The sequence below is a fragment of the Duganella hordei genome, assembly GCF_040369125.1.
GTDB lineage: Bacteria > Pseudomonadota > Gammaproteobacteria > Burkholderiales > Burkholderiaceae_D > Rugamonas > Rugamonas hordei.
On sequence record NZ_BPWI01000005.1, the window covers coordinates 58921 to 70233 of the forward strand.

Sequence of the window (11313 nt, forward strand, 5' to 3'; positions counted from 1 at the left end):
CTGCGGATGACCGGCGCCGTCGTCATCACCCGTCCCCTGGCGCAAGCCTTGCCGCTGGCGGCCCGCGTGACCGCGCTGGGCCGCCGGGTCGAATTGCTGCCGCTGCTTGAAATCGAACCCCTGCCGCAACCGGCCGCCCTGCTGGCCGCGCTGGCCAGGCTGACCGCGCCGGTGCCAGGCTACGTGCTGGTGGCCTTCGTTTCGCCGAACGCCATCGACGCCGCCTTCGCCCACATCCAGCGGTGGCCGGACGGCGTCACGCTGGCCGTGCTGGGCGAGGGCAGCCGCGCGGCGCTGGCCGCGCACGGCGTCACGCCGGACCGGGTGCATATCGTCAGCCCGGCCGACAGCGCCCACAGCGATTCCGAACACCTGCTGCAAACGCTGGACCTGCAGGCCTTGCGGGGCCAGCCGGTGCTGATCGTGCGCGGCGAAAGCGGGCGTGAACTGATGGCCGACGGCCTGCGCGCCGCCGGTGCCCTGGTCGACGTGGTGCCGGCCTATCGCCGCTCGGTGCCGCGGCTGACGCCGCAGCTGGCGGCCACCTTGCGCCATTTGCTGTCGCAGCAAAATGACTGGATCATCACCAGCTCCGAAGCGTTGCGCGGCCTGTGCGATCTGCTGGTCCGGCTCGACCAGGAACATCCTGATGCGGCGCAGCAGAATAGCGTTGTATTGATGCAACAGCAGCATTTGATCATTCCGCATGCCCGAATTGCCGAAACGGCAAATAATTTGGGGTTTTCCCGACTGACGCTCACAGGATCAGGCGACGAACGCCTGCTGGCCGCGTTACAATCACGCCTATGAACGATTTGCCTACATTACCTGATCCCGTCGTCTCGACCGGCGCCGCCCCCGAGACCCCGCCTGCCGCCAAGCCGCCGCAGCCCGAGCCCAGCCTGCTTGAGACCATCCAGCAGCCGCAGACGCTGCTGGTGGGCATCCTCGTGCTGGCGATCCTGCTGGCCGGCCAGACCTGGTCATCGCACAATCAGGTGCGCAACCTGCGCGAGGAAATGGCGCGCCGCCTGCAAAAGGGCGACGCCAGCAATGCCGAAACCGGCACCCTGGCGCGCGCGGTGCAGGAGAGCAGCAAGGAATTGCAAGTCAAGGTCAGCCTGCTGGAAAGCAAGCAGCAGGAAGCGCAGAGCCAGCAACTGGCGCTGGAGCAGTTGTACCAGGACCTGTCGAAGAACCGCGACGAGTGGGCGCTGACCGAGATCGAACAAGTGCTGTCGACCGCCAGCCAGCAACTGCAACTGGCCGGCAACGTGCCGGGCGCGCTGATCGCGCTGCAGAACGCCGACCGCAGCCTGTCGCGTTCGGACAAGCCGCAATTCATCACCATCCGCCGCGCCATCGCCAAGGACACGGAAAAGCTGAAGGCGCTGCCGAGCGTCGATTCGGTGGGTGTGGCGCTGCGCCTCGACAACGCCATCGCGCAGATCGACACGCTGCCGATGCTGTCGGACGAAAAGCCGACGCTGCCGGCGCCGCCGGAGAAAAAACTCAAGCCGGCCAAGCCGCTGGCCAAGGGCGCCAAGCCTGAGCCGGTCGAACAGACCAGCCCGTGGCTGCAGGCGCTGCAGGACACCTGGAGCGGCTGGAGCAGCGAGATGTGGATCGACGTGCGCCAGCTGATCCGCGTGCGCAGCGTGGAAACGCCGGACGCGCTGATGCTGTCGCCGACCCAGGCCTACTTCCTGCGCGAGAACCTGAAGCTGCGCCTGCTGAACGCCCGCATGGCGCTGCTGTCGCGCAACGAGGCGGCCTTCCGCGCCGACCTGATCGCCGCGCAGGAAGCGCTGGTCAAGTATTTCGACGTGCGCGCCAAGTCGACGCAGACCGTGCAGGCGCTGCTGCGCCAGGTGCAGGGCAGCAATCTGGCGATTGAAATGCCGACCCTGTCGGACAGCCTGAACGCTGTGCGCAACTACAAAGCGAAGCCATAGCCATGCGTTTATTTCTCTGGATAGTCGCCCTGATGGCCGCGGCGATCGGCATCGCCGTGACGGCGCGTTACAACCCGGGCAACGTGGTGCTGTTCTACCCGCCCAATCGCATCGACTTGTCGCTGAACTTCTTCGTGGTGCTGGAAGTGGCGCTGTTCGCCTTCCTGTACCTGGTCATCCGCGCCTTCCGCGCCACCGTCAAGATGCCGGGCAAGGTTGCCGCCTACCGCCAGCAGAAGCGCGAGCGTGACGGCAACAAGGGCTTGCGCGAAGCGCTGAAGGCCTTGTTCGAGGGCCGTTTCGGCCATGCCGAAAAAGCCGCGATGCGCGCCGCCGAACTGCCGGACAACGCCGGCGTGGCCGCGCTGATCGGCGCCCGCGCCGCGCACCGCATGCGTCAAAGCCAGCGCCGCGACAACTGGCTGGCCCGCCTCGGCGGCGACAGCGCGATGAAGACCGCGCGCCTGATGACGATGACCGAGTTGCTGGTCGACGACCATCAGCCGGAGCAGGCGCTGGAAGCGGTGCGCGAACTCAACGCCAGTGGCACCCGCCACATTCACGCCCTGCAATGGTCGCTGAAGGCGCAGCAGCAGGCCAAGAACTGGCCGGAAGTGCTGCGCCTGGTGCGTTCGCTGGACAAGCACCGCGCGCTGCATCCGGCCTTGTCGGCGCGGCTGCGCGAGCTGGCCTACGACGACATGCTGTCCGACGAGGGCCACGACGCCGAATCGCTGCAGCGCGTGTGGTCGACGGTGCCGAACTCGGACCGCATCAAGCCCTACGTCGCCTGTCGCGCCGCCACCGCGCTGAACGCGCGCGGACTGCATGACGAAGCGCGCCTGGTGGCGGAAGAGTCGCTGGCCGCCGACTGGGACGACCGCGTGGTGCGCGCCTACCGCGAAGCGGCGGCGCCGGCCGGCTCGGCCGCGTTGCTGATGCAGATCGAGCACTGCGAAAACTGGATCCACGCGCGCCCGACCGACGCCGAGCTGGCGCTGACCTTGGGTTCGCTGTGCCTGAAGCAAAAGCTGTGGGGCAAGGCCCAGCGCTACCTGGAGCAAGCCTTGTCGGACGCCTCGGATCCGCGCATGGTGCGCGAATCCCACCTGAAGCTGGCGCAGATGCACGAAGCGCTGGGCCAGCAGGAGGAGGCCGCCAACCACTACCGCCAGTGCGCGCTGGCGACGATCTTGTAGTTTTCTTCGCCCCACTCATTGCTCTGATATTTTGTCGCTGCCCAGGCTTTCAGGATATTTTTTTTTTGTATCGAAGTGAAGCCAGAGCGAGACGCCGAGACCGACAATTATCGTGATGCCCGCGAGGATGTAAACGAATGTAACGAATGCGGTCATTTTGAATTCCTGTGCGAGAGGCGTTGATAGACTTTTAAACCTAGCAGGAAGGATGTAGCTGCCAGCCCGACACTGATGCTTAGCATCAGCGAGGTGTCTACGAAACGCGGATTTCTTTCGCCGATGATGGCGATGGCATATAAAGCTCCGTATGAGGTTATGAACAGAAGAGACGTGCCATTGGATATGGTTTTCAAGTCCGCAGCTCTCAATGTCGCATGTTCCACCTCGTTGACGATGGAAATATGCAGTACCAAGCCCAAGGTAATGAAGTCGGAGGCCATGAGTGGTCCAACCATGCCCGGGGCGGTTACTGTCCATGCCAGCAGCCTTGTCAGGAGCGGGATTAGTCCGACAATGACAGTATAGGCAAGCCATTTGCTTTTTGAAGATGCCATACGCGAACGACCCCGGGTGAGATGCGCCAAATCCCAGTTTAGGCAAGTTACGATGTTTTGCTATTGTGTCCGCTCAGGGGATGATGTCGTTTGACGCACTGTTTTGCGGTGCTGCGCTGCACAAGCGGGCTGTACTTCGCTATAATTACGCGGTTAAACATTTGCCAGCACCTACGAGGAAACCCCCATGAGCTTGAATAAAGTATCTTCCGGCCGCGACCTGCCGAACGATTTCAACGTCATCATCGAAATCCCGATGAACGCCGATCCGATCAAGTATGAAGTCGACAAGGAGTCGGGCGCGATCTTCGTCGACCGCTTCATGGGCACGGCGATGCACTACCCATGCAACTACGGCTACGTGCCGAACACCCTGTCCGACGACGGCGACCCGGTCGACGTGCTGGTGATCACCCCGTTCCCGCTGATCCCGGGCGTGGTGGTGCGCTGCCGTCCTATCGGCGTGCTGAAAATGACCGACGAATCCGGTGAAGACGCCAAAGTGCTGGCCGTGCCGGTCGACAAGGTGCTGTCGATCTACAGCCACTGGCAGAAGCCGGAAGACCTGAACGAACTGCGCCTGCGCCAGATCCAGCACTTCTTCGAGCACTACAAGGACCTGGAAAAAGGCAAATGGGTCAAGATCGACGGCTGGTACGGTCCTGAAGAAGCGAAGAAGGAAATCCTGAGCGGCGTCGAGTCGTACAAGAAGGAAAACGGCATCGCGTAATTTCCGCTGCCGCAACGAGAAAGCCCCGCGTGCGGGGCTTTTTTTATTCCGGCTGGGCGGCTGCCGCTTCGGCCTCGCGCCGCAGGCGCGACATGTATTGCGGCGTGATGCCCAGGTAGGACGCCACCGCGCGCTGCGAGATGCGCGCCTCCAGTCCCGGATATTCTTCGCGGAACGCCGCCAGCCGCTCGTGGGCCGAGGTTTCGCCGTTGGTGTAGGCGCGCTGCGCCAGCGTCTGCAAGCCGTGCATGGCGATGTTCAGGTGATAGTGCTGCATCACTTCATGCTGCGCGCGCAGCTGGCAGGACAGTTCCCAGTCCAGCGTGAAACCGCTCACCGGCGTTTCCGCAATCAGGAATTGCACCGCGGGCTGGCCGCTCTCGCCGCTGATCAGGTCGGTCAGCGTGGTGGCCGATTCGCCTTCGCGGTAAAAGCGCAAGGTCATTTCCGTGTTGTCGCGGTTGAAAAAGCCGCTGCGCACCACGCCGCTGCTGATCCAGTGCACCTGGGTCGCCGGGACGCCGGCGCGCTGCAGATAAGCTCCCTTGCGCACATGGAACGGCTTGGCGATGGGGGCCAATATCTCGGTGACGTTGTTGTAGGATTCGTCGCTGACATCGATCCGCTTCATCGTGGCGGACCTGAACCGCTCACGCTGTCTTATAAAATCTGCATTCATGCTTGCTTGCCATGTCCTGATAAAACCCTACAAGGGGCGCAAAGTATAGGCCCGATTGACGTTGCTGTGAAGCAAACTGGTTTCATCTACGGGTTTCCTCTACGTAAAAATCGTAGGTAACGCTTCCATTTTACCGGTTTGCGGAACCCTTTGCCCGCCAGACCGCTCTGAATGAGATGAGACGCTACGGTGTAGGAGGGGATATGGATGCGAAGCCCATGGTGTTGCGGTCCTGGTGGGTGCTGGCGCTGCGCGGCGTGCTGCTGCTGGTGTTCGGCGGCCTGGCGCTGACCATGCCCGGGCCGACGGTACTGAGCCTGGTGGCGATTTTTGCGCTGTATGCCTTGCTGGCGGGGATAGTCTACCTGGCCGGCACGGTGCGGCACCGGCGCCATGCCACCGGTCCCCATGCGCTGGACTGGTGGCTGTTGCTGCTGCTCGGGCTGGTGAGCCTGGTTGCCGGCGTGCTGGCGGTCATGCGGCCCGGCTTGGCCGCGCTGGTGCTGGTCATCGTCATCGGCGTCAATGCGATGATCACCGGCGTGCTGGATATCGTGCTGGCCGTGCGCCTGCGCAATCATTTGCGGGGCGGCGACTGGCTGCTGCTGGCCGGCGGCCTGGCGGCCATCGTGTTCGGCACGATTTTGCTGACGCTGCCCGCCATCGGCGCGCTGGCGCTGGTCTGGCTGATCGGCACCTACGCGATCGTGGCCGGAGCGCTGTATCTGGCGCTGGCGTACCGCTCGTATGGGCGCATGCCCTGGTCGGCGGCCAGGCAGGTGAATGCCGAGCGCCGCGTCGGCGAGCGCCGCACCGCGCCGGCCGCCCAGCACTGAAGCGACCTGTCAGCAGGCGGCCTTGAACGGCACGTGCTCGGCCAGCTCGTCGATGTAGTCGTCCATGGCCGCCGTTTCCTGCGCCAGGAAATCGGCGATGGCGTCGGCGAAGCGCCGGTCCGCCACCCAGTGCGCGGACCAGGTCGGCGTCGGCACCAGCCCGCGCGACATCTTGTGCACGCCCTGGGCGCCGCCTTCGAAACGGGCGATGCCGTGGTGGATGCAGTATTCGATCGACTGCACGTAGCAGGTCTCGAAGTGCAGGCCGGAGACGAATTCCTGCGTGCCCCAGTAGCGCCCGTACATGATGTTGCCGCCGACCAGGTTCAGCGCCGCCGCCACCGGCTGGCCGCCGCGTTTGGCCAGCACGATCATCAGGCTGTCTGGCTGCTCGCGCAGGATGCGCTGGAAGAACTTCAGGCTCAGGTAGGGCTTGGAATAGTGGGCCTCGTAGGTCGAGACGTAGCAGCTGTAGAAGAAGCGCAGCGCCTCGTCCGTGATCTGGCCGCCGGCCAGGTGCTCGAAGGCTATGCCGGCGTCCAGCACGCGGCGCCGGTCCTGCTTCAGCTTCTTGCGCTTCTCCATTTTCATGCTGGACAGGAAGGCGTCGAAATCCGCGTAGCCGGCATTCTCCCAGTGGAACTGCACGCCTTCGCGCAGCATGAAGCCGGCCTCGGCCAGCGCCTGCCTGTCCTGTTCGTCGGGGAACAGGATGTGCAGCGACGACGTGTCCAGCTGCCGCGCCACCTGCAGCGCGGCGCGCGCCAGCAGCTGCCGGTCTTCCTGCGTGTGCGCCAGCAGGCGGCTGCCGGTCACCGGCGTGAACGGCACCGCCGACAGCAGTTTCGGATAGTAGTCGATGCCGTTGCGGTGGAAGGCGTCGGCCCAGGCGTGGTCGAACACGTATTCGCCCCGGCTGTGGTCCTTCAGGTAGAGCGGCATGGCCGCCCGCAGCGCGCCGTCGCGGTGCAGCACCAGGTAGCGCGGGGTCCAGCCGGTGTGCGGCGAGGCGCAATTGGTTTCGTGCAGCGCGTGCAGGAAGGCGTGGGACAGCGTCGGATTGTCGCCGGCCAGCGCCTGCCATTGCGCCGGGTCCACGCCTACCAATGAGTCGATGATCGTAAACTCTGCTTCTGACACGCCTGCCTCCGGCCTTTGATGTTGGCGCCAGTCTAGCTTATCTGAGGCATTCCTGTTGACGGCGGAGCGGCCGCCCCCATGCGATAATTCAATTTTGTATGTCCGTAGTGCACGCGAAAGACTAGACATGACCTCGAATTTCCTCAATCTGTACTCGCACGACTTTGCCCGCGTGGCGATCGCCGCGCCGATTTGCCGCATCGCCGATCCCGCCTACAACGCCGCCCAGACCATCCAGCTGGCCGCGCAGGCCGCCGAACAAGGCGCCGCGCTGGTCGCCTTCCCGGAGCTGGGCCTGTCGGCCTATACCTGCGACGACCTGTTCCATCAGCGCGCCTTGCTGGACGGCTGCCTCGAAGCGCTGGACGACATCGTCGCCGCGTCGGGACAGTGGAAGATGACGATCGTGGTGGGCGCGCCGCTGCGCGTCGAGCACCAGCTGTACAACTGCGCGGTGGTCATCGCCAGTGGCCAGATCCAGGGCGTGGTGCCGAAGAGCTATCTGCCCAACTACGGCGAATTCTACGACGCGCGCCAGTTCAGCAGCGGCGACTATGCGGTCGCCACCGAGATCGACCTGCTGGGCGAGCGCGTGCAGTTCGGCTCCGGCCTGCTGTTCGAGGTGGCCGACATGCCGCTGTTCAAATTCCACGTCGAGATCTGCGAAGACGTGTGGGTGCCGATACCGCCGTCGTCGTTCGCCGCGCTGGCCGGCGCCACGGTGCTGGTCAACCTGTCGGCCTCGAACGCGCTGGTCGGCAAGGCCGGCTACCGCAACCAGCTGGTGTCGCAGCAATCGGCGCGCTGCATCGCGGCCTACCTGTACACCTCGGCCGGCACCGGCGAGTCGACCACCGACCTGGCGTGGGACGGGCAGGGCGTGATCTGCGAAAACGGCGAGATGCTGGCCGAGTCCAAGCGCTTCAGCGACGAAGCCACGCTGACCTTTGCCGACATCGACCTCGAGCGCCTGTCGCGCGAGCGCATGCGCATGAACACCTTCGCCCAATCGGTGCAGCGCCATGCCGCCGAGGTGAATAAATTCCGCACCGTGTTCTTCGAGCTGGACATCAACCGCGAACAGCCGCTGGCGCTGAAGCGCTGCGTCGAGCGCTTCCCTTACGTGCCGGCCGATGCGCGCCGGCGCGACGAGCGCTGCAACGAGGTCTACAACATCCAGGTGCAGGCGCTGGCGCAGCGCCTGACGTCGAGCAACATCAAGAAGATCGTCATCGGCGTCTCCGGCGGGCTTGATTCGACGCACGCGCTGCTGGTGTGCGCGCGCGTGATGGACAAGCTCAAGCTGCCGCGCACCAATATCCTGGCCTACACCATGCCCGGCTTCGCCACCAGCGAGCGCACCTTGACGCAGGCGCACCAGCTGATGAAACTGGTCGGCTGCACGGCGCAGGAAATCGACATCCGCCCGAGCTGCATCCAGATGCTGAAGGACCTGAACCATCCGTACTCGGAAGGGCAGGCGCAGTACGACATCACGTTTGAAAACGTCCAGGCCGGCGAGCGCACCAACCACCTGTTCCGCCTGGCCAACCACCACAACGCCATCGTCTGCGGCACCGGCGACCTGAGCGAGCTGGCGCTGGGCTGGTGCACCTACGGCGTGGGCGACCACATGTCGCACTACAACGTCAACGCCAGCGTGCCGAAGACGCTGATCTCGCACCTGGTGCGCTGGGTCGCCGAATCCGGCGTGATCGGCCGCAACGACGCGCAGGTGCTGCTCAATATCCTGGCCACCGAGATCAGCCCCGAGCTGGTGCCGGGCACGGCGGACGGCCAGCCGGAGCAGCGCACCGAAAGCACCATCGGTCCGTACGAGCTGCAGGACTTCAACCTGTACTACGTGCTGCGCTTCGGCTTCCGCCCGTCGAAGGTGGCCTTCCTGTCGCTCAGCGCCTGGCGGGACAAGGAGCTGGGCCGCTGGCCGGACGGCGATCACGTCACCCGCAACCAGTACGACCTGGCCGCGATCAAGAAGAACCTGGGCATCTTCCTCGACCGCTTCTTCCGCACCAGCCAGTTCAAGCGCAGCTGTGTGCCGAACGCACCGAAGGTGGGCACGGGCGGCTCGCTGTCGCCGCGCGGCGACTGGCGCGCGCCGAGCGATGCGCAAAGCGTTGTATGGCTGGAAGAATTACGCTCCATTCCGGTGCAAGATTAAATGATTTAGCTGGTATTCGCAGACGTTGATGGACAGCGGGTGCGCGTCGATTACAATACAGACGTGCGCTCGCTGTCCACAGTTGGCCGGCTACAGATTTTCGATTCAGGTTTTAAATAAGGAGAAGTCATGAAACAGATTACCGCTGTGATCAAGCCGTTCAAATTGGACGAAGTGCGTGAAGCGCTGGCTGAAGTCAATGTCACCGGCCTGACCGTCACCGAAGTAAAAGGCTTCGGCCGCCAAAAGGGCCACACCGAGCTGTATCGTGGCGCCGAATACGTGGTCGACTTCCTGCCGAAAGTCAAAGTGGAAGTGGTGGTCGACGACGGCGTGGCCGAGCAGGTGGTGGATGCCATCATCAAGGCCGCCCGTACCGGCAAGATCGGCGACGGCAAGATCTTCGTGCAGAACGTCGAACAGGTGATACGCATCCGTACCGGCGAGACCGGCGCCGAGGCGGTGTAATCGCCGCCTGCGCCTCATCCCCACAATGCCGGTTTATCCGGCATTTTTTGTATAACGATGTTTGGTTATATTAGTTCGGGTTTTCTGGGTGGATTAGTAATATAGACACACTGTCCACTCCTGAGAACGCGTGTCATGACCACCACCACCAAGCTTGCAGCACTGTCACTCCTGGCGGTTGCCGCCAACCTGGGCGCCGCGCCCAGCGTCTATCCCACCGGCGTTACCCGCTACGATACCGCCACCGCCTACAACAGCTACGTCATCTTCAGCGGGCAGGACAAGAACACCCACCTGATCGACATGAACGGCAACGAGGTGCATCGCTGGAACGCCGAAGGCTTTCCGCCGGTGCTGCTGGACCCGGCGCTGACGGGCGGCAAGCGCGGCCACGTGCTGGTGCAGCTGGCCAGCACGGCCGGCACATCCAACGAGGGCAACGGCCTGCGCAATCAGGCGATAGGCGAGCTGGATTGGGACAGCAAGGTGGTATGGCAGTGGGGCGCTGCGGGCGGCGCGCAGGATGCGTATGCGGCGCCGGTGGAAGGCAAGGCCTCGCCGCAAGTGCCCGGCGGCAGCGCCAAGCAGCACCACGACTGGCGCCGTCTGCCGAACGGCAATACGCTGGTGCTGGCCAACCTGGTGCATCCGCTGGCCGGCTTCGCCGCGCCGCAGGTGCTGGACGACGTGATCTACGAGGTCACGCCCGGCGGCGATATCGTCTGGAAGTGGGTGGCGTCCGATCACCTGGACGAATTCGGCTTCAAGCCGGAATCGCTGAAGCTGGTGAAGGGCGGCTACTCGCCGCGCGGCAGGGCCGCGCCGTTCGACTACCTGCATGTCAATAACATGTCGGTGCTGGGTCCCAACCGCTGGTTCGACGCGGGCGACCAGCGCTTCAATCCCGAGAACATCCTGATCGATTCGCGCGAGGCGAACTTCATCGTCATCCTCGACAAGCAGAGCGGCAAGGTGGTGTGGTCGCTGGGGCCGGACTATCCGGCGCAGGTGCGCGGACCGCGCGTGCTGCCGCGTCCGGTGGACCAGATCGTCGGCCAGCATGACGCCCACCTGATCGAGCCGGGCCTGCCGGGCGCCGGCCACATCCTGGTGTTCGACAACCAGGGCGAGGCGGGCTATCCGCGCGTCGGCGTCGGCGTGCAGCCGCGCTCGCGCGTGCTGGAGATCGACCCGGTCAGCAAGCAGATCGTGTGGGAGTACACCGGCGGCGATTCCAACGGGCCGGATTGGGGCTTCTACAGCTCGTTCATCAGCAGCGCGCGCCGCCTGCCGAACGGCAATACGCTGATCGATGAGGGCATGAACGGCCGCATCTTCCAGGTCACATCCAAGGGCGACATCGCCTGGGAATACGTCAGCCCGTACTTTGCGCCGACGCCGGTTGCCGGCGCGGGCAAGCCGGTGCTGAGCAATTGGTTGTACCGCGCCCAACCGGTGCCGTACAACTGGGTGCCTGACGGCACGCCACGCTCCGAAAAGGCGGTCACCCCGCCGGAGCAGGGCAAGTTCCGCGTAGCCACAAACTAAACGCCACCTACTTATGACGATC

12 protein-coding genes are annotated in these 11313 nt (G+C 64.2%); 8 read left to right on the forward strand and 4 right to left on the reverse strand.

Annotated elements, in window-relative coordinates; translation table 11 throughout:
* Positions 1-6: 6 nt before the first annotated feature.
* Genes ABWW33_RS13365 through ABWW33_RS13375 form a run of 3 tightly spaced genes read left to right on the forward strand, consistent with a single transcriptional unit; the run spans position 7 to position 3154 of the window.
* Positions 7-810, forward strand: coding sequence for a uroporphyrinogen-III synthase (locus ABWW33_RS13365; protein ID WP_353402098.1), 804 nt, complete (start codon positions 7-9; stop codon positions 808-810).
* Positions 807-1955 carry a uroporphyrinogen-III C-methyltransferase gene (locus ABWW33_RS13370; RefSeq protein WP_353402100.1) on the forward strand — a complete coding sequence of 383 codons (1149 nt, stop codon included), beginning with the start codon at positions 807-809 and terminating at the stop codon, positions 1953-1955. The genes ABWW33_RS13365 and ABWW33_RS13370 overlap by 4 nt, the downstream gene beginning before the upstream one ends.
* A 2-nt stretch (positions 1956-1957) precedes the next feature.
* Complete coding sequence (locus tag ABWW33_RS13375) at positions 1958-3154, forward strand: heme biosynthesis protein HemY (protein ID WP_353402102.1); 1197 nt, start codon at positions 1958-1960, stop codon at positions 3152-3154.
* A gap of 15 nt (positions 3155-3169) precedes the next feature.
* Here the strand turns inward: ABWW33_RS13375 and ABWW33_RS13380 are convergent, their stop codons facing one another.
* Positions 3170-3310 (reverse strand): hypothetical protein, encoded by a 141-nt coding sequence (locus tag ABWW33_RS13380; RefSeq protein WP_353402104.1) that lies wholly within the window; start codon positions 3308-3310, stop codon positions 3170-3172.
* Positions 3307-3708, reverse strand: coding sequence for a hypothetical protein (locus tag ABWW33_RS13385; RefSeq protein ID WP_353402106.1), 402 nt, complete (start codon positions 3706-3708; stop codon positions 3307-3309). The genes ABWW33_RS13380 and ABWW33_RS13385 overlap by 4 nt, the downstream gene beginning before the upstream one ends.
* Positions 3709-3895: 187 nt before the next feature.
* Between ABWW33_RS13385 and ppa the strand changes: the two genes are divergently transcribed.
* Positions 3896-4438: an inorganic diphosphatase gene (gene ppa / locus ABWW33_RS13390; protein ID WP_353402107.1), complete on the forward strand. Its 543-nt coding sequence runs from the start codon at positions 3896-3898 to the stop codon at positions 4436-4438.
* A gap of 43 nt (positions 4439-4481) precedes the next feature.
* Here ppa and ABWW33_RS13395 read toward each other — a convergent pair whose 3' ends face one another.
* The gene (locus tag ABWW33_RS13395; protein ID WP_353402109.1) at positions 4482-5069 is read right to left on the reverse strand and encodes a Crp/Fnr family transcriptional regulator; all 588 of its coding nucleotides are present in this window, start codon (positions 5067-5069) and stop codon (positions 4482-4484) included.
* A gap of 251 nt (positions 5070-5320) precedes the next feature.
* On the opposite strand from ABWW33_RS13395, the gene ABWW33_RS13400 reads away from it, so the two are divergent.
* The gene (locus tag ABWW33_RS13400) at positions 5321-5953 is read left to right on the forward strand and encodes an HdeD family acid-resistance protein (RefSeq protein ID WP_353402111.1); all 633 of its coding nucleotides are present in this window, start codon (positions 5321-5323) and stop codon (positions 5951-5953) included.
* Positions 5954-5962: 9 nt separating this feature from the next.
* Here ABWW33_RS13400 and ABWW33_RS13405 read toward each other — a convergent pair whose 3' ends face one another.
* Entirely contained in the window at positions 5963-7093 is a 1131-nt protein-coding gene (locus ABWW33_RS13405) for a GNAT family N-acetyltransferase (RefSeq protein WP_353402113.1), read from the reverse strand.
* 127 nt (positions 7094-7220) lie between these two features.
* Between ABWW33_RS13405 and ABWW33_RS13410 the strand changes: the two genes are divergently transcribed.
* From ABWW33_RS13410 to ABWW33_RS13420, 3 genes are all read left to right on the forward strand, one after another.
* The gene (locus ABWW33_RS13410) at positions 7221-9275 is read left to right on the forward strand and encodes an NAD(+) synthase (RefSeq protein WP_353402115.1); all 2055 of its coding nucleotides are present in this window, start codon (positions 7221-7223) and stop codon (positions 9273-9275) included.
* Between the two features lie 129 nt (positions 9276-9404).
* Complete coding sequence (locus ABWW33_RS13415) at positions 9405-9743, forward strand: P-II family nitrogen regulator (protein ID WP_020705920.1); 339 nt, start codon at positions 9405-9407, stop codon at positions 9741-9743.
* Between the two features lie 135 nt (positions 9744-9878).
* Entirely contained in the window at positions 9879-11291 is a 1413-nt protein-coding gene (locus tag ABWW33_RS13420) for an aryl-sulfate sulfotransferase (protein ID WP_353402117.1), read from the forward strand.
* Positions 11292-11313 lie beyond the last annotated feature (22 nt).

Excerpts from the sequence above, each read along its gene's own strand:
- ABWW33_RS13365 (WP_353402098.1), top strand. The coding sequence starts at position 7 with ATGACCGGCGCCGTCGTCATCACCCGTCCCCTGGCGCAAGCCTTGCCG.
- ABWW33_RS13370 (WP_353402100.1), top strand. The coding sequence starts at position 807 with ATGAACGATTTGCCTACATTACCTGATCCCGTCGTCTCGACCGGCGCC.
- ABWW33_RS13375 (WP_353402102.1), top strand. The coding sequence starts at position 1,958 with ATGCGTTTATTTCTCTGGATAGTCGCCCTGATGGCCGCGGCGATCGGC.
- ABWW33_RS13380 (WP_353402104.1), bottom strand. The coding sequence starts at position 3,310 with ATGACCGCATTCGTTACATTCGTTTACATCCTCGCGGGCATCACGATA.
- ABWW33_RS13385 (WP_353402106.1), bottom strand. The coding sequence starts at position 3,708 with ATGGCATCTTCAAAAAGCAAATGGCTTGCCTATACTGTCATTGTCGGA.
- ppa (WP_353402107.1), top strand. The coding sequence starts at position 3,896 with ATGAGCTTGAATAAAGTATCTTCCGGCCGCGACCTGCCGAACGATTTC.
- ABWW33_RS13395 (WP_353402109.1), bottom strand. The coding sequence starts at position 5,069 with ATGAAGCGGATCGATGTCAGCGACGAATCCTACAACAACGTCACCGAG.
- ABWW33_RS13400 (WP_353402111.1), top strand. The coding sequence starts at position 5,321 with ATGGATGCGAAGCCCATGGTGTTGCGGTCCTGGTGGGTGCTGGCGCTG.
- ABWW33_RS13410 (WP_353402115.1), top strand. The coding sequence starts at position 7,221 with ATGACCTCGAATTTCCTCAATCTGTACTCGCACGACTTTGCCCGCGTG.
- ABWW33_RS13415 (WP_020705920.1), top strand. The coding sequence starts at position 9,405 with ATGAAACAGATTACCGCTGTGATCAAGCCGTTCAAATTGGACGAAGTG.
- ABWW33_RS13420 (WP_353402117.1), top strand. The coding sequence starts at position 9,879 with ATGACCACCACCACCAAGCTTGCAGCACTGTCACTCCTGGCGGTTGCC.